The organism is Planctomycetia bacterium (assembly GCA_034440135.1).
In the GTDB taxonomy this organism is placed as follows: Bacteria; Planctomycetota; Planctomycetia; order Pirellulales; family JALHLM01; genus JALHLM01.
Genome location: JAWXBP010000418.1, coordinates 1 through 18279, shown reverse-complemented (window position 1 = coordinate 18279; position 18279 = coordinate 1). Strand labels below are relative to the sequence as shown.

The window sequence follows — 18279 nt, the reverse complement described above, 5'->3', positions numbered from 1 at the left end:
GCTCTATATTGAACACCGGCTCGCGAGCCGTGCCGGCCTGCCCTTCTGACGCAGCAATTCTGCGACGCAGCGAAACTCCAACCAGCGAATCTTCAAACACTGAGGCCCCCGATGATCCACCGTATCGGCACACTCCTACTACTCTCGTCCGCCCCAACCTGGCTCGGCTGTGGAGGCAATCCGGAAAAAGCGTCGGGCACGGGCTCGGGCTTGATCTCAGCCTCAGCCACGGGCTCGAGTTCAGCTACGGGCGCGAGTTCAGGTACAGCGTCTCCCACCGGTACGGCCTCACCTCCATTCTTAGACGAATTATCTTTGCGCGGGGGCCCGCCCACGGTGTACGTCCCAGGCACGGGCGTCTCAGACTTACGCCCAACCCCAGGCCCAACCGCAGGCACGGGCCCCATGTTTTTCGACACGGTCACCGCCCCACGCACGGGCTCCGCCACGGGCACGGCCCCGGTCTCCGCGACACCGCCGTCGGTTCCGGCAGCCTCAGTCCCGGCAGCCTCGGTACCAGCAACCGGCCCCGGCGAAACGCTCTCGAACCTGCGCCGCTTGAAAAAGGGCATGTCAGCAGACGAAGTCTGGGCCATCTTGGGAAAACCCGAGAAAAGCGAGCTTAGCGACGGCACGGTGATCTATTACTTGGAAAACGGGTCGCTCGTATTCGTCGAGGATGGCAAGCTCACCAACGCCGTGATCAACACGGGCCGATCGCTGATCGACGCCGACTTGCACACGCAGGACTGACTCACATCGGCGGCGCACCATAAAGCCGCGACCGGTGGTCGCGGTCTGGCGCGCTCCCGCTTCGTCAGACCCGCCTGTCCTGCCTGCCCCGAGCTCGTCGAGGGGCGCCTGATCACGGTTCGCTTCGTTCGATTCCCTCTCCGCGCATAGCCGAGCGCGGAGAGGCCGACGATCCGGCGGCCCCGAAGTTCGCGCCCCGCTTTTCCGCGGCTTCGCAGCCCCCGAAGCGGGGCGCCAGGGTGTAGCCCGGAGTGTCAACTCCGGGTCGCGAAACGACAAAGCCCGTCGAAAGCCCCCGCAGGCGGGCGACACTCCGGTCTGCGCTCCCCGTCGCTCCAATGGTGCGAACGCTGTCTCCGGCGTTCCTCCTGCCATGGTGCGAACGCTGTCCCCAGCGTTCCTCCTGCCATGGTGCGAACGCCGTCTCTGGCGTTCCGTAACGAAAGTAGTCGTCTCGCTCCGCCGAAACGACAATCGCAAGCGAAGCGTGCGCAACAAACTGCGGGCAAAGCCCGACGCCTCTGCATCCGGCACGCCAACGGCGTTCAGCAAAATAGCCTAGGGTTGGGCCGTACTCGCTCCTACCCTAGCAACCGTCCGATGACGCGTCCCTTACGCCAGAGGCGTTACAGCGATCTCGATTTGCGGCGTCAACCGACGAATGATCGCCCCCTCAACCGGTTCGCCCGCGATGGGATTTACGGCAAGTACGTCTGCCAACAAAGCTTGTGTGGGTTCCCTTTTTCATAGGCGATGACGAACATGCCGACATCGAGGAACATGACCTCGCCGGCCTCTTCGGATCGAAGCCCGGCTTTGCCGGGAGCCAGGCGGCTTGTTCCACACCTTCCGTGTCCGGCGCGACGTACCCGATAGCGCAGAGAGCCGCTGGCGATCGAACGACGTTATCCGGGAAGAGGGGTCGGGGGTGGCCCGATGAAAAACTCAGAAGCGATTCCTTCCGGATTTCATTGCGCCGCGGAGTGGTCTGCACGAACTGCCTGACTGTCGGCATCGAAGGGTTCGGAGCCACGGAAGTGGCGCCACTCCAGTAGCCTGGGGCGGAAGCCCCAGGTTAGGTAACGGAAGAATCATGTTCGGAGCCCCGGGAGGGGCGCCACTCCGGATACTCACGCTCCCAATCGCAACATCATTCAATAAGGAGAGACTTCCTACGGACCTATAAACCCTCGCCGGGCGCATTCCAGAGAGATTTTCATCAGCCCAGGGATGGGCTGAAGCAATGGCAGGCTTCGCATCAGTAGAATCCACTCGCCCAACGACGCGATTCTCGCCCTAAGTAAGACTGCTGGCGTTTTCTATTCCCGGAATCTTGATCTGGCTTGGGCTGGGCTATCTGGGCGGTCGGATGGCGGCCCGCAAGGGTTACGCGCCGCACTACGGCTACCTCTCCGCTCTCATTTTCGGACCGTTGTCGTTAATCGTCGTCGCCCTGGTGCCGCAAACGGAGGAAGGCCGCTTCCAGACCGAACTCGACGCCGAGCTCGATGCGGAGGCCGACTACTACGATCGGAAGCAATCCTGTCCGAACTGTCGCCGCGAAGTTTCCCTCGCGACGCGAGTTTGTCCCGCCTGCGAACATCACTTCGCTCCGCCGCAGGGCAACGCAGGCCGCCGAGCGAGCAACTGAGGCCGCGGAGCAGAAATACAGCGAGCCCTGAAAGTAAGACCAACCGCCGCCGTCGAGCGATTAGCGAGGGGCGAGGCCAAGGGCGGTAGTCTCGCCAACGGCGTGGGGGGTCTTCGAATGACTCGGCCCCGGTAGGGCGCGAACTATCCGACAACATTGCGCGTGGTCCGGCAACGCTGAAAGCGTTGGGCTCCCAAAGCCTGGGGTTGCTCGTACTCGAGCTACCCCGGGTGGCGTCAAACAAAAAACCTTTTTGGCTCCTCTCCCCGGCGCGAGCCGCTGGCGATCGAAGGACCATTATCCGGGGAGAGGTTGGGTGAGGGGCCGCGCCAGAATGCGGTTGGCAGCACCAACACAAGCCGGCCGACGTATTACGTTCCATTCCTGCACGCGATTTCCGGCGGCCCGCAAAGGGTCGTCGCAAATCAATTCTCCGAGAACCTTTCCTCCTCAATTATCGGTTTCAACCTTTTCCGGCTCCCCATCTGCCCGCCCGCAAACGGAGGAAGGCCGCTTCCAGGCCGAACTCGACGCCGAGATCTAGCGCAGGCTGGGACAATCGCACGCGCCGCGTGCGTAACCGCCGGCGGGCGAAGCCCGACATGCCTTCATCCGGCACGCTGAAGGCGTACAGCCAGATAGCCTAGGGTTGGGCCGTACTCGCTCCTACCCTAGGAACCGCCCGATGACGCCTCCCTTACGCCAACGGCGTTACGGCGATCCCCATTTCAGCTTCGGATCGGCTAAAATTCGGCGATGAGCGATCCGACCATCCCTGTATTCGCCAACCTTTCTGAACCCGAGTGGGAATCGGTGAAGCAACGATTCCCGATCGTCACGGTCGTCACAGGCCGCGTCGTGAGCACGGCACCGTTCGGCATCTTCCTGGATTTCGGCGCAGGGGTGCTCGGAATCATCGAAATTGTGACTTTGAGGTTATCACCGGACGCCAGATCGCTGCCACCTGACCGCCATACATGGCCCAAACAAGGCGAACTTGCGTCCGGTCGCGTGATCGGCTTTCGGGAGCACAACCGGCAAGTTGGCCTGGAATGGCTGCTGGCAAACTGAGAATGAACCTTCAATCTCGCGAGCCTGCTCATTTCCTCGGACTTTCCTAAGTAGAATTCGGTCGGAAGTCCGCGGCGAGATTCGCGGAGGAGGGCAAGCGACTTGAAGGTCGAGCCGCACCGCTAGCCGGTCGCTCACGGAGAAAGACAAATGCACATGGGTTACTCCGGTCGCCTGCGAGAACTCGGCTGCGCGCCTTTTAGGAATCGAACCGAGCGTGACGTCGGCGCCATCGAAGCAGCCATCGGTGTGGCACTTCCACCCGCCTATCGTACGTTTCTGGCGGAGTGCGGCGGTTGGTGCGGCGACATCCGCTGTCCATCCGAGCAGCCGACGCCGTTCGGGAATCACACCATTGCCGGTTTTCATGATGCGACGGCGGTCCACGACCTCTTGGACTCGATGATCACTCCCAGAAACATGGTCACCATCGCGTCCGGCCACTTCGGGGCTTGTACCTGCATCTCGATTGCGGGAATCGACCGTGGCTCCGTTTACGCCCTCGATTCGGAGTTTCGCGTCTTCTGGAGCGAGGAAGAGTTTCATCAACGCTTCAATGCAATGGCGGATTGCGTTCGCGAGTACCTCGACCTGCGACGCCTGGATCAATTGCCCGAGAAACCCGCCGGCTACGAAAGCACGTACTTCTTGGCGTCCGACTTCGACGAGTTCCTCAAGCGCTGTCACCGTTGCGGCTAGGGCAAGTGCGACCTCGCGACGGTCACGTCGAACGCGTGCCGCCAACGCGGTCGGCATCGCGCCTCCGGAAGCCCCCGACGCGGGGCGCCAGGGTGTAGCCCGGAGTCGCAATGCGAGAGCTACCCGTCCAAAGCCCCCGCAGGCGGGCGACACTCCGGCTTTCCGATCGAACCACGGTTCGGGCAAAGAGCCGAATACTCGTAGGTAGCGACGGCAGTCTTCGCATCAGTAGAATCAGCCCGATCGACCGCGCGATTCTCGCCCCGAGAAATCGATGCTGGCGTTTTCCATTCCCGGAATCTTGATCTGGCTTGGGCTGGGCTATCTGGGCGGTCGGATGGCGGCCCGCAAAGGTTACGCGCCGCACTACGGCTACCTCTCCGCTCTCATTTTCGGACCGTTGTCGTTGATCGTCGTCGCCCTGGTGCCGCAAACGGAGGAAGGCCGCTTCCAGGCCAAACTCGAGGCCGAAATCGATGCGGAGGCCGACTACTACGATCGGAAGCAATCCTGTCCGAACTGTCGCCGCGAAGTTTCCGCCGACGCGAGTTTGTCCCGCCTGCGAACATCACTTCGCTCGGCCACGCGGGAGCGACCGAAGCCGCTGAGCGATTAGCTCGGAGAAACGCAACTCATTTTCACATTCGCAACTAAGAGTTGAGGTCGCGACCCGATGAAACTACGGGAATGCGAAGGAAGGGTGTCGAGGAGGTCTACTGCCCTGCGCTCGGTCAACGGATGTAGTCCGACATTTGCATCGTCACTGATAGGGGTGTATCGTGCTTCGGGTTTCACCTTAGGCAGGGCTCAAGGCATCGGCGATGACTTGGTATTGTCGCAACGGCTACGAACGTGACGGCGTCGACATTTGCCACGAACATGGTCGACGACCGCTAGCCGGTTCCGGACGGCCGATCATCCGGACGGTCGGCACGGAGAAAGAAGCCGATGTTAGGGGCTTGGCTTTCATCTCCGTCGAGAAGGGGCGAGGCGGTGGCAGCTAAATCTCGAAAGAAGCCCGAGTCGGTCCCGCCATCAGCCGCGGATTTGATCGAATCACTTCGGGATTTTGGCTACACGCTCTCGACGGCACTTGCCGACCTGATCGATAACAGTTTGGCTGCACTGGCTTCGAAGATTGAAATTGTCGTCGATCCCTCGTTTCCATCACCTCATATTGCGGTGCTGGATGATGGTCTTGGCATGGACGAAGAACGGCTAGTTGAAGCGATGCGCATGGCCACGATCGGCCCACTGGCGGCGCGGAATACCGGCGACCTCGGCCGCTTTGGACTCGGTATGAAGACGGCTTCCCTCTCGCAGGGGCGATGCTTTACGGTCATTACCAAGAGACGCGGAAAGGCCGAGCCTTCGATCCGTCGCTGGGATTTGGAACACGTTCGGACAGTAAACGATTGGGAGCTTCTCGCTGAACCGACGCCGACCGCCGAACAATACCTCGAAAGGATTCACGGCAGTAAGCACGGAACGGCCATCATAGTAGAGCAGCTCGACCGGGTCACCTTCGTAAACCTTCCCGAGACGATGAAAGCCACTGCACTTGCATCCGTGCTTGATGATGTGCGACGTCATCTGGGAATGGTTTTCCATCGGTTTATCGCCGAGGATGGCCTCATTGTCCGTCTCGGCGAAACGGCGATTCACGGCTGGGATCCATACGTCACTGAGTTGTCAACTCGCCTGCCAACAGAGCAACTACGGCTCCACAGTTTAAAGGGAAACATTGAAATAACTCCGTTCGTGCTGCCACACCACAGTCGGTTAACAGATGAAGAGCACGAGCGCGCCGCGGGGCCGTACGGATGGAACGCTCATCAGGGTTTCTATATCTATCGCTGCAAGCGTCTCATTGTTCCCGGGACTTGGCTCAATCTAAAACTCAAGAAAGAAGAACACCTAAAGCTCGCTCGCATTCGCGTTGATCTGCCGAACACAATGGATGCAGAGTGGCAGTTGAATGTGATGAAATCCCACGTCGCAGCTCCGTCCGCGCTGCGCGACGACTTCCGCCGAATTGCAGCTGACGTAAGGCGACAGGCGTCCGATGTGTACAGGGTCCGGGGTGAACGTCAGGCCCCGACGCAGAACAAACCCGAACGATTCGTGTGGTGCCGACAATCGACACGAACAGGTGTCCGCTACAAAGTCGATCGCACTCATCCGGTGCTGAAGTCACTACTTCATGCGGGTTGCGACCACGATCGCTTGTTGAGCGAGGTTGTGACGCTAATCGAGAGCACGCTACCCATTGCGTCCATGCTGCAGGAACATCCGAAAGCTATCGATGGCTCGGTGCCGAACGAGCCGCCGCTTGATATCGAGGTGTTAGTCGATGTGTTGTTACACACCGAGCAACACTTCATTCGCACCGGAATGAGGCCCGAGGAGGCTCGAAAGCTCGTGCTATCAAGTGAGCCGTTTGTTCGATTCAAGAGCGAGATTCTCGATCGGGTAAGATCACGGACCAACGACAGCTAACACCTTGGTGAATCATGACTGGTGACTCCGCTGCGATCAGTTTTGGCTTCAAACCGGAGCACGTAGTCGATATCTTCCTTCGGGGTGCGCTGACCACTTCCACGCCCACCGTGGACGAAGTGCATCGGCAGGTCGAAGCAATACTTCTGGGACCTTTTGAGTCGCTTCGTCCGCATATCGGACAGATCGTGAGCGAGATTCTTCGTCGCATCGACGTCAAGATCGGCGCCGCCGAGATTCTTGACTATTCGGTCGATCACGAACCGTGGCTGGAGGACATCGATCGCTCCCAGTGGCGGCTATCGCCTCGTCTCCAGGGCTACTTACGAGATCATGACCGGTTACCGGTTTCGGTTCTTGGTGAGCTGGAACGCTCAACCGATCAGGCGCTAATGCGGCTTGAATCGCCGAATCGCCCTGGAAAGTGGGATCGTCGCGGCTTGGTCGTAGGTCATGTCCAATCGGGTAAAACCACCCACTATACCACGCTCGCCGCTAAGGCGATCGATTCCGGGTATCGGATCGTGATCATTCTTGCGGGGATCCACAATAACTTACGAAGCCAGACCCATGAGCGGATCGACAAATACCTGCTTGGGCGCGACAGTTGCGCCTTACAGCCCGCGGGCGGTCATTCGCCAATTACCGGCGTCGGCCAATATGCGCGACAGCAGGGAATGGAAGACGTCGCATTCTCGATGCTTACATGCACCACAGCCGCCGAAAATGGGGATTTCAAGGACCTGATGGCGCGGCAAGTTTGGTTCCAAGTAAACGAAGGTGCGCGCTTGGTCATGGTAGTGAAGAAGAACGCCTCAATTCTTCGAAAGCTTCGGGACTGGCTTCGAGTCCTCCTGACTGAACAAAGCGCTTCGGGCGATCGCCGTCCGATCCGCCATCCGACATTGTTCATTGATGACGAAGCGGATCAGGCTTCAATCAACACCAAAGATGCGGACGAGGATCCGTCCGTCATCAACGGCCTCATTCGTGAACTCCTCACGTCATTCGAGCGCGTCGGCTTGGTTGGCTACACCGCGACACCCTTTGCTAATATTTTCATCGATCCTTCGGAAACCTCGGCCGCTTCAAGATTCGGACCGGACCTCTTTCCACGTTCCTTCATCATTAGTTTGAAACCGCCGAGTGACTACATCGGTCCGGACGTAGTCTTTGGTCATCCCGGCGATGAGTCTGCTGGAATCCTGCCGCGGGAACGACTCCCGATGTACAAGGAGGTCGACGACGAAATGCAGTGGGTTCCGATTCCGCATAAGAAGGACCATGTGCCTGGGCCCCTTCCGGACACGGTGCACGAGGCGATTAGGCACTTCGTCCTTGTTTGCGCGACGAGGGCGTACCGTGGAGACGGTAACGCGCACAATTCGATGCTCGTGCATGCCACCCGCTTTGTTAAGGTTCAGAGTCGTATCGTGGAACAGATCCAACAAGAGGTCGCCACAATCCAGACGCTGCTTTCCTTCGGCGCCCCGGCGACCGTGCGGGCGTACCACGACGCGCTTCAAGAGATTTGGAACAAAGAGATTGCCGGCAAACATGCGGCATTTAAAAGGCGGCTTGGTGAAAGTTGTTTCCCGCTTCCATCGTGGAATGATATCTGGAGTGAGGTTCCAAGAGCCGCCGGCAAGATCAAGGTCATGGAGATTAACGGAACGTCCGACGATGCGCTGACTTATGCCCGTGCTCCGGAAGGTCTGTCCGTTATCGCCGTCGGGGGCGACAGACTCAGTCGCGGACTCACGCTGGAGGGACTGTCGGTCAGTTATTTTTTGCGCACGTCGATTATGTTCGATACGCTCATGCAGATGGGCCGGTGGTTTGGCTATCGCCCTCGCTACGCCGATCTTTGTCGCGTATATACGACCAACGACCTGTACGGAGCCTTTCGCGAGATTGCCCTTGCGGTCGAAGACCTTCGCGCCGACCTCGATCGGATGGCCCGCGCCAATCGGACACCGGAAGAATTCGGGATGCGTGTCCGAACCCCATCGGACGGCCTGCTCATCACTGCGGCCAACAAAATTCGCCGAGGCGAGCCGGTTCAGGTCCGTTTTGCAGAAGAGCTGGTGCAGGCGCTTCAAATGCCCGGCGCGGGCGCTGCCGCGCAAGCAAATCGTGACGCGCTCTCCGGCCTCATAGGGCGTCTGCCGTCGCCGCGACGCAGTATCAGGGAAAAGAAGTCGCCCTACTTTCTTTGGGACGAAGTTCCCGCGGCTCATGTGCTCGAGTTCCTTACAAGCTACGATGCGTATCGGACGCATAGTTTTCTCAACCACTGTGAGCAGCTTCGCACATATATCAAGGACCGAGTTGCCAACGGTGAATTGACGAAGTGGACCGTATGCCTCGTTTCGCAAAAGCCAACCGCCGACGTGCCAGTCGTCCGCTTCGCAGGATTTGACTTGCCCCTCATCAATCGCGCGTACGATACAGATCGAGTATTGCCGCCCGGTCATGTCGACTTCAGAGCCGTTTCCGGCCGCGAGGAGGAACTGGCCGACCTTGACCCGGATCAGTTCAAGCAGGCACTGGAATCGACGCATGCGGACGATCGTAAAGAAGAGAAAAAGCTCAGCTCAATTCCTGCTCGCGAGCACGCCCGCGCCGTCCGACCCGCCGAACGCGGACTTCTGCTCCTCTACCCGATTGTTCCCCTTTCACAGCCGATGGAAGAATTCGTCGTTTCCGCGGCGATTAGTTTTCCGAAATCGAAGAAGGTCGAGTCTCTCTCCTACACCGTCAACGACATCTGGCGTGCCGAGTACGGGTTCATTGGGGACTGGGATGAATCTCTCTAACCTTCCGGAACTATGGGCGTTGCTTCGCACTTCCGCTCCGGCGGAGATAGCCGGTGACTTTCGCATGCGATTGTGTCATGAGGGCCAGGGCCTCCGGGTCTTTGCCGCGGTGACTGATGCCGCGCGAACCGCCTCGATTGTCGTGGAGATCCCCGAGCAATTGACGCCACGTCGTCTGACCATGGTCTCCGGCCGACGGCTATCCGTGATCGCCGGCGGAGTCGCCGGACTGCCTGCGGGACGAGTCGCCATCGTCTTACGTCTCCGGGATGCGGAATTTGAGGACTTGTTTGCCCAACTAGGGACGGACTTGCTCGCGGGGATTCAGCGATCAACGTCGGCAGGCGCCGCCGTGCAGAGCATCACGCGCCTCATTGAACGATGGCGACGGTTTCTGGACCAACGCCACTCAATGCTCGCGGCGGAAGAAGTGCGCGGGCTAATCGGAGAACTGTGTGTGCTTGATCGATCGGTTGATCGCCTTGGACCTGCGGCCGCGTTAGCGGCCTGGAAATCGCCGCAAGGTTCCATTCGCGACTTCGAATTCACCGATCGGACGATCGAGGTTAAGACCATTCTTGCTGCAGTGGGTGGCTCTGTGCGGATCAATGAGCCAATGCAGCTTCAGCCGGAACCCAGTGTTCCGCTCTTCCTCGTGTGCCAGGAGCTTGGCAGATCAGACACCCCGCAAAGCGCCCTTCCCGGGCATATCGCACGCGTAGCCAGTAGGTTCGCTCACGAAATGAAGCTCGCGGAAGATTTTGAGGATGCTCTTGCCGCGTCCGGCTACCTACCAGCGCACGCTGAGACCTACACTGACGGATTCACGCTCGGACCGCTTCATGCATTTCTCGTCGGACCTGGTTTTCCTCGTATTCACCCCGACGCCGTGCCGCCCGGAGTGCTGCGAGTTCAGTTCTCGCTGGAGGTCTTGCAACTCTCCCGATTCGGGACGGATCCGGATCTCGCTGTTGGCCCCGTTCCGTCCCCATCGACCCAACTGCCATGAACCAGAAGTTCCTAGACTGGATTCTTCAAGAAGTGTTTGACCGGGCGCATCACCCCGAGATTGGGAGCATTCGGCTTCCGGCGCTTACCGGCGTGCTGCTCGATAGCCTTGAGGAAGCCGGGATCCTCGCCGGGCCGCAGCCGTCATACTTCCGGTTCGAACGCGGAAACGTTGCGGCGGAAGTGCATGCGTACGCCTGCGATACCGAAGACGACGTGATTTCGCTTTTCTTCTGTGTCGATGCCACTGCCGATATCCCACTCGGCCAACCGGCCGAACCGTGCAATACCGGGAAGGATGTGCTCGACCGGGCATTTCGGCGAATGGAGGCGTTTATCAAGCTTGCGCAGTCGGAGCGAACTGCCGAAATCGAGGAGTCGCAGCCCGCGCGCGAACTGGTCGATCTAATCAAGGACGCCCCGCGACAAAAGGCGACCATCGAACTCAATGTCGTCACGACGGGGCTTGTATCCGATCGCGCTTCCGGATCGCGGGAAGCCGGGTCATACCGTCGAGAGATTTGGGATCTGCTGCGGCTTGAACGAGTTTGCGGCGGGAACCGCGACGGATCGATCACGATCGACTTTACTCAAGACTTTGGAACGACACTGCCCTGTCTCGTGACGCCCAAATCGTCAGACGGCCTTCAGGTGCTGCTCACCTGCATTCCCGGGCAGCTGCTGGCCGACATTTACAACACCCATCGCGCGGGGCTTCTGGAGCGGAACGTCCGCTCATTTCTTCAATTCACAGGAAAGGTGAACAAGGGCATTCGCGACACAGTGCTGAACGAGCCGCACCGTTTCCTGCCCTACAACAACGGTCTTTCCGCTACGGCCGGCGAAGTGGAATTCCAGGTGCTATCCGGGAGCCTCGCTCAGATTCGCATTGTCAAGGACTTTCAGATCGTGAATGGGGGACAGACGACGGCATCAATCGCAAGCTGCGCACGACGGGACGACGCCGATTTGCAAAACGTGTCCGTACCCATGAAGCTCACTGTCGTTCCCCGCTCGATGCTCGACGGTCTCGTGCCGAAGATTTCCCGATACGCCAACACACAAAACCGGATTCAGGACTCGGACTTCAGCGCCAATGATCCGTGGCATATCGGACTTGAACGCCTTTCGCGCAATACATGGACTCGAGCGACGCCGGAAAATCCGCGCGGCACTCGGTGGTTTTTCGAGCGATCGAGGGGGCAATACGCCGATGGACTCGCGGCGAACGCGACACCGGCCGGCAAACGCCAGTATCGAAGTGAGAATCCGCCAGGGCAGAGGTTTACGAAGACTGATTTGGCGAAATTCGTTTTGAGCTGGGACCAGTATCCCACCGTCGTAAGTCGCGGAGCGCAGAAGTGCTTTATGACCTTCATGCAGCATCTCTCAAGCTCGCAGCGGAAAACACCGGAGGAAGTAGATTTTAAGCGGATCGTGGCGCTGGGCATTCTGTTTCGTTTCGCGGAACGACTCTACGGGGAGATGGACTATCAGGGTTATCGCGCACAAGTCGTTACGTACTCCATAGCGAGGCTGTCGCACGAGTGCCAACGTCAATTGGACGTCGAAGCAATCTGGAAGGAACAGCAGATACCCGCCGACATTCAAGGGGCGCTGAAGTACATTGTCACCGGGGTACGAGAGATGATTACGGAGCCGCCGAAAACGCAGAAAAACGTCGGGGAATGGTGCAAACGCGATGAATGCTGGACTGCGGTTCTTGCGCGGTCAATCAAGGTGACGCTGAAAACCGTTCCGACGGGAAAGCGAGACGAGAAGTACGGGAGCAAAGTGGATATAGCCCCTGCTCTGCATCCGGATCAGCAGGAGTTCCTAGATGTAATCCGTACCGTTCCTGCCGTGGTTTGGTTTTCCGTTTCCTCGTGGGCGAAGGAAACGTCGACGCTGCAGCCCTGGCAGAGAGGGCTTGCCTATTCGCTTGGAGACCTTACCGAGCGCTCGAAAGTGCCGTCGATGAAGCAGGCCGTTCATGGACGGAAAATCGTGCTTGAAGCATTGCGCCTCGGATTCACGCACGACGCGATCGATCAACGGCTCGCGGCATCGATAGCCGATCTCTCAGATAGCGTCACGCCGTAACTTGCCAGCTACCGGGGAGACGAATGGCAACAAGCGGGCCAGGCAGCTTATCGCCACCTGGGAACCATCCCGCAAGAAAGCCATAACATGGCGTTCAAGTTCTGGATTAAGCAAAGGGCTCGGAATTCAGCGTTCAGCAAGCGACTGAAATTGGCCGATCAGTGTTCGCCATTGAGACCGACGAATGGTAATGAACGGAATGAAAAGAGCCGGTCACCGCTCCTGGGCCGCGCGCGGTGCCCCTGTCGCCGGTACTCACCGTGGCGACATCATGTCCGCAGACAAGCGCAGCGCGCTAATGTCGCGGATTAAAGGATCCGACACGAAGCCCGAACTGGCACTAGCCGCGTGCCTGATCGAGAAGGGCCTGAAGTACGAGCGACATTCTAAGGACTTACCAGGCAAACCCGACTTCGTCTTTCGTGCAGTGCAACTCGCCGTCTTTGTCGACGGTGATTACTGGCACGGCTTTCGATTCCCGCTTTGGCGACACAAACTATCGCCATTCTGGCAGGAGAAAATCGGCAAGAACAGGCTTCGCGATCGGCGGAACTTCGCCAAACTTCGACGGCAAGGCTGGAAAGTCATCCGACTTTGGGAGCACCAAATCGAAACGAACGTCCAAGCATGCGCCGATCGTGTTCAATCGATGGTCGCGCAGCTAAGCAAATCAGTCCGCAGCGATAAGAGACCGAACCACGGCTCTCATGAGCGGCGGGCAGACCGCGTTGCCCATCAACTTGATGCAGTCGCGCCGCGTCGCGGCATCGGGAAACTTGTAGTTCGCCGGAAAACCCATCCCGATCGCTAGCTCGGAAGGCTGAAGCATTCGCATCTCGTGCCCAACGCAGTTCTTCCGTACGAGCGCAAATCGGTCCAGCGTCGTGATCGTTCGCAGTGGTCGGTCCAGTTCCTGAAACCCGCCCGCAGCGTCCGATCCGTAGTAGACCATCAGGAACTCTCGTTCCTCGCCGACCTCAGCAATGGCTCGCTCCGCTCTTTCAATGGTCTTCAGCGCGCGACGCCCATTGTGTAGCGGAGTGAACTTGAACGACCAGTCGGCCCGTAGCGCACTTCGAAGGATCGTTTTTACTGTCGCGACCTTGCGACCACTCGGTTCTGGTGCGATCGGAGCCTGAACTCGATCAAGAAGCACAAACAGGCGACGTCGCGTTTGTGGCACCTCGAAGTCAGCGGCATTCAGCTTGACGACGAGCGAATGGTAGCCAAGGCCATGCAGTTGACTAAGCCAGTCATTAAAGGCATGCCAAGTGCTCATTTGAACCACGTTTTCGACGACGATCCAACGCGGCTCAAGCACCTTGGCAAAGCGAACCACCTCATACGCCAGTTGCTTGCTGTCTTCAGACCGCGGTTTGTTCCCTTTGGCAATGCTGTGGTGCGTGCACTCGGGCGACGCCAGCAGCAAGTCGATCGGGCCTAGCTCGTTGAGTACTTTCTTTGGCGAGACGTCGCATAGCTTTTCTGGGTACGCCTTAGCCCCTGGCACGTTCAGTTCATAGGCATCAGCGGCAAGCGACCAGCAATCGACGCCCCCTACCGGGATCGCTCCCGCCTGCCGAGCGCCGAGCGAGCTTCCGCCGCCGCCGCAGAACAAATCGAATGCTTTGATTCTGGTTTTTCGCCCGTTAGGCATCGTGCCGCCCCCGTCCTTGCAGCGTCGCGAAGTTGGAGCCCAATTCTATTCGATTTCGCGGTCGCTGCCAGGCGGACAAAATCAGCGTAAGAAATCAACACGGTTCGGCCTGGCAGTGACGATCGGAGAAGGTAAAATCGAGGCAACCCAGTGGAGCAAGCTATGCCGCTGATCGAAAACGAACTGTTCCTGCAGCATTCCTGCCAGTGGACGTCGGCGATGGGCTCTCCCGCAGAAGCCGACCCGCTCGAATCGGCCGTCGCCCGCGGCAAGCTTCAAATCCTACGCGATGTCCGCCGTGGCGACGTACCAATCACGGCTACGTCTTTCGCTCAGCTTCACGACTACGTCGATGCGAACTACTACGGCGACGGCTTCAATTGGCCGGTTCTGCCGAGCGATTTGGACGACGATGCCTATGAAGAAGCATTCACGAGCTTCTGGAACACCGTTCAGCATCGGTTAGATGCGTGGATCAGAACCGGGCAAATGCGGGCTGCGGTCGATATCAACCGCAGCGACGCCCACTGAGCATGCCCCTGCCGCGTTCGGAACTTCTCATTGGGCCCGCCAGGGACGGCCTGGCGTAAGGCGTCATAACGAACTCAGACTACCGCCCTCAGCCTCTCCCCCGCCCTCATCGCTCGGCGGCCTCAGTTGCTGGTCCGCTGCTCGGAGGCGGAGCCGGCGAAGTTTCAGCTCTATCGCGTGTTCGATTTTTCGCGCGTGCCGAAGGTTTTTGTGCTGCCGGGGTCGCTGCGGGAAAGTTGTGAGCTGGCGGCGGTGCAGTGGAGGGCCGTAGTAGACGTTAGACGTTAGAGTTAGAGTTAGAAATGCCGGAGGGAGCTCGGATTTTTTAACGCTAAGGCGCAAAGGTGCGAAGGCGCAAAGAAGACACGGAAGTTAGAAGTTGAGGGTGCCGAGTACGGAGGGCGAGGCGGATGTCGGCGGCTCAGTTGCTCGGCTTGGGGGTGCGAGATTTCCCCAGCAACTTGAGGACGAGGGGGGCGAGATAGTCGTTGGGATTGGTGGAGATAAGCGCAGTTGCTTTGTCTTGGTCAGCGCTCGTTGGCACTTTCGCGGCGCGGGCTTTGAACTCGTCGCAATACTTATCATACGTGGTGTATAGTCGGTCGCTGGTTAAGATGTCGTCCGGCTTGGCCTCGGAGACCCACGCCCAATGAAAGAGGGCCGAGTAATGATCGGGAGGCGCCGCCTTGACCGCCGCCATGGCTTGTTGCTCATGCCATGACGGATCAAGCCTCGCTTTGAACTGGCGGAACTCTTTCTCGTTGGGAGTATCCTTGAAGTGGAGGTCGACGAGCAAGACATGCCGATTGCTGCTAACCGCCAGCCATCGGCCGTCGGGAGTCTTGTTGTTCGACGAATTGAAATCAGGCCATTCCTTGGGAGGCTCAAGGCGCGTGCCTGATTCCGCATTCCAGGCGATTCGGTCGTTCGCCAAATCTTTGCTGAAGAGCCTCGCGCCGTCGGGGCTGAACGTAACTCGCAAGACCGAACTAGCATGCCCGATGAATGTGCGGAGTTCCGCGCCGGAGCGAGTGTCCCACAGTTTGATCGTTCGGTCAGCGCTTGCCGAGGCGAGCCGCGCGCCGTTGGGACTTAACGCCACGTTTGTCACCCACTCTGCGTGCCCGGTAAGCGCGCGAATTTCCGCGTCAGATTGCGCGTTCCACAGTTTGATCGTGCGATCCTTACTTGCCGAGGCGAGCCACGTGCCGTCGGGACTGAATGTCACGCTCATGACCCAATCCGCATGTCCGGTGAGCGTGCGGAGTTCCGCGCCGGTTTCTGCGTCCCACAGTTTGATCGTCCGGTCATCGCTTGCTGAGGCGAGCCGTGCGCCATCGGAGCTGAATGTCACGCTAGTGACAGTATAGAAATGCCCGGTAAGCGTGCGGAGTTCCGCGCCGGTGTGTGTGTCCCAAAGTCTGATCGAATTATCACCGCCTGCCGAGCGAGCCGCGCTCCGTCGGGGCTGAACCTCACACTCTTCACGATAGTTCCATGCCCGGCGAGCGAACGGAGTTCTTTGCCCGAGCCCGCGTCCCACAGCTTGATCGTCTTATCCCCGCTTGCCGAGGCGAGCCGCGTGCCGTCGGGGCTGAACGTCACGTCATTAACCCAATAGGCATGTCCGGTCAGCGTGCTGAGCTCCGCGCCAGAATGTGCGTCCCAGAGTTTAATCGTCTGATCCCAACTAGCCGAGGCGAGCCGAGTGCCGTCGGGGCTGAACGATACGCTTGTTACTCCGTTTGTATGTCCGGAGAGCGTGCGCAGTTCGGCCCCGGTATGAGCGTCCCACAGCTTAATCGTCTTGTCCGAGCTTGCCGTGGCGATCCGAGAGCCATCGGGACTGAACACGACTTTCGTGACGTCTACCGAATGCCCAGTAAGTGTGCGAAGTTCCTCCCCAGAGCGGGCATCCCACAGCTTGGTCGTCTTGTCCAAACTTGCCGTTGCGATCCGAGCGCCGTCGGGGCTGTACGTCACATCACTAACCCAATGATCATGCCCGGTGAGCGTGCGGAATTCCGCACCTTTTTGGGCGTCCCACAGCTTAATCGTGTTGTCTCCGCTTGCCGACGCGAGTCGTGCACCGTCCGGGCTGAACGTCACGCTCCCTACCCAATAAGCATGTCCGGTGAAGGTGCGGAGTTCCGCACCGGTTTGAGCGTCCCAGAGCCTGATCGAGTTGTCCTTGCTTGCCGAGGCGAGCCGCGTACCGTCGGGGCTAAACGTCACGCTTGTGACCTGATCCGAATGCCCGGTGAGCATGCGGAGCTCGTGGCCAGAGCGCGCGTCCCACAGTTTGATCTTTTTATCGCCGCTTGCCGACGCGAGCCGCGCACCGTCGGGGCTAAACGTAACGCTCGTCACTATATCTCCATGCCCAGTGAGCTCGCGGAGTACGGTGCTGGTGCGTGGGTCCCACAGCTTTATCGTATTTCCGCTCGCCGAAGCGAGTCGCATACCGTCGGGGCTGAACGCCATGCTCATGACCCAATTCTTATCACTGAGCGTGCGGAGTTCCTCGCCGGTTTCTGCATCCCACAGTTTGATCGTCTTGTCGTCGCTTGCGGACGCAAGCAACCCACCGTCGGGACTGAACCTCACGACGTTGACATACTTTCCACGTCCGGTAAGCGTTTGGAGTATCAAGCCGGAGTCGGCGTCCCAAAGCTTGATCGTCTTATCCCAGCCGGCCGAGGCGAGCCGCTTGCCGTCGGGGCTGAACGTCACGCTCCTGACGACTTCGGCATGTCCGGCAAGCGTCCGGAGTTCGGCACCGGTGTGTGCATCCCAGAGTTTGATCGTATTGTCACCGCTCGCCGAGGCGAGCTGCGCACCGTCGGGGCTAAACTCAACGCTCGTGATCTCGTTCGTATGCCCGTAAAGGGTTACGTCGCTTCCCTCGCATTCCCGGCGGGCCAAATGCCACTCGAACCGGCGATGTTCGGGTGGCACCGATTCCAACAATTCGCGCGCTTCTGCGACTCGCCCAGCTTTCCAACGCGCATCGGCCAGGAAATAGTTGGAACGGGCCAGGCGCGCGATCGATTTCTTTTCGCTTGCCTGGGCGGTTTCCTTATGCGTCTCCGCCTCCTTTTCCTTGGCCTCCGCTCGAGAAGCTTGTTCTTCGGCGGTGTTTTTTTGCCGTCTCGCTTCGTGTTCGCCTGCGGCTGCGCGGGCCGCTTGATGACGGGCGGCGCGTTGTTGGGAGAGGGCGACGAGGCCGCCGACGACTGCCGCGGTCGTGAGCAGACCCATCGCCGCCATCACCCTTTGGCGGCGGCGGCGAGTGCGGGTTTTTTGGAACTGGTCGTAAGTGATTGAGGTGCGGATGTAGGCTACGGTTGCCGAGTGCAGGAGGTTCTCGCCGGTTGCGAGCAACTGCCGAGCTTCTTCCAGCGGGAGGCCTGGAGGGAGCAGCAAGCTCGCGTTGCGGTCCTCTTGCTCCCAGCGGCGTTGGGATTGTTCGACGCGGGTGCGGCGGC

The 18279-nt window shown here is 59.3% G+C and carries 13 protein-coding genes and 1 pseudogene; 11 read left to right on the top strand and 3 right to left on the bottom strand.

Features of this window, described 5'->3' with window-relative positions; translation table 11 throughout:
- Nucleotides 1–405: 405 nt before the first annotated feature.
- The 10 genes and pseudogenes from SGJ19_24425 to SGJ19_24380 all read left to right on the top strand — a co-directional run bounded on the left by SGJ19_24425 (nucleotide 406) and on the right by SGJ19_24380 (nucleotide 13195).
- Complete coding sequence (locus SGJ19_24425) at nucleotides 406–753, top strand: hypothetical protein (GenBank protein MDZ4783404.1); 348 nt, start codon at nucleotides 406–408, stop codon at nucleotides 751–753.
- A 1333-nt stretch (nucleotides 754–2086) separates the two neighbouring features.
- The gene (locus SGJ19_24420) at nucleotides 2087–2404 is read left to right on the top strand and encodes a hypothetical protein (GenBank protein MDZ4783403.1); all 318 of its coding nucleotides are present in this window, start codon (nucleotides 2087–2089) and stop codon (nucleotides 2402–2404) included.
- A 756-nt stretch (nucleotides 2405–3160) separates the two neighbouring features.
- Nucleotides 3161–3475 carry a hypothetical protein gene (locus SGJ19_24415; GenBank protein ID MDZ4783402.1) on the top strand — a complete coding sequence of 105 codons (315 nt, stop codon included), beginning with the start codon at nucleotides 3161–3163 and terminating at the stop codon, nucleotides 3473–3475.
- A 174-nt stretch (nucleotides 3476–3649) separates the two neighbouring features.
- Nucleotides 3650–4174 (top strand): SMI1/KNR4 family protein, encoded by a 525-nt coding sequence (locus SGJ19_24410; GenBank protein MDZ4783401.1) that lies wholly within the window; start codon nucleotides 3650–3652, stop codon nucleotides 4172–4174.
- 274 nt (nucleotides 4175–4448) lie between these two features.
- On the top strand, nucleotides 4449–4790 hold the full coding sequence (locus tag SGJ19_24405; GenBank protein MDZ4783400.1) for a hypothetical protein: 342 nt from the start codon (nucleotides 4449–4451) through the stop codon (nucleotides 4788–4790).
- Between the two features lie 332 nt (nucleotides 4791–5122).
- Complete coding sequence (locus SGJ19_24400) at nucleotides 5123–6673, top strand: ATP-binding protein (GenBank protein ID MDZ4783399.1); 1551 nt, start codon at nucleotides 5123–5125, stop codon at nucleotides 6671–6673.
- Nucleotides 6674–6687: 14 nt separating this feature from the next.
- Complete coding sequence (locus tag SGJ19_24395) at nucleotides 6688–9492, top strand: Z1 domain-containing protein (protein MDZ4783398.1); 2805 nt, start codon at nucleotides 6688–6690, stop codon at nucleotides 9490–9492.
- 64 nt (nucleotides 9493–9556) lie between these two features.
- Nucleotides 9557–10501 (top strand): PD-(D/E)XK motif protein, encoded by a 945-nt coding sequence (locus SGJ19_24390; GenBank protein MDZ4783397.1) that lies wholly within the window; start codon nucleotides 9557–9559, stop codon nucleotides 10499–10501.
- The gene (locus tag SGJ19_24385) at nucleotides 10498–12603 is read left to right on the top strand and encodes an AIPR family protein (protein ID MDZ4783396.1); all 2106 of its coding nucleotides are present in this window, start codon (nucleotides 10498–10500) and stop codon (nucleotides 12601–12603) included. Before SGJ19_24390 ends, SGJ19_24385 begins: the two co-directional genes overlap by 4 nt.
- Before the next feature lie 184 nt (nucleotides 12604–12787).
- Nucleotides 12788–13195, top strand: a pseudogene (locus SGJ19_24380) (very short patch repair endonuclease).
- A gap of 78 nt (nucleotides 13196–13273) precedes the next feature.
- Here the strand turns inward: SGJ19_24380 and SGJ19_24375 are convergent.
- Nucleotides 13274–14260, bottom strand: coding sequence for a DNA cytosine methyltransferase (locus SGJ19_24375; protein MDZ4783395.1), 987 nt, complete (start codon nucleotides 14258–14260; stop codon nucleotides 13274–13276).
- A 162-nt stretch (nucleotides 14261–14422) separates the two neighbouring features.
- On the opposite strand from SGJ19_24375, the gene SGJ19_24370 reads away from it, so the two are divergent.
- Nucleotides 14423–14791 (top strand): hypothetical protein, encoded by a 369-nt coding sequence (locus SGJ19_24370; protein MDZ4783394.1) that lies wholly within the window; start codon nucleotides 14423–14425, stop codon nucleotides 14789–14791.
- Between the two features lie 421 nt (nucleotides 14792–15212).
- Here SGJ19_24370 and SGJ19_24365 read toward each other — a convergent pair whose 3' ends face one another.
- Both SGJ19_24365 and SGJ19_24360 read right to left on the bottom strand, forming a co-directional pair.
- Nucleotides 15213–16145: a WD40 repeat domain-containing protein gene (locus SGJ19_24365; GenBank protein MDZ4783393.1), complete on the bottom strand. Its 933-nt coding sequence runs from the start codon at nucleotides 16143–16145 to the stop codon at nucleotides 15213–15215.
- The coding region (locus SGJ19_24360) for a WD40 repeat domain-containing protein (GenBank protein ID MDZ4783392.1) at nucleotides 16142–18279 on the bottom strand (2138 nt) is incomplete at its 5' end. The genes SGJ19_24365 and SGJ19_24360, both read right to left, overlap by 4 nt.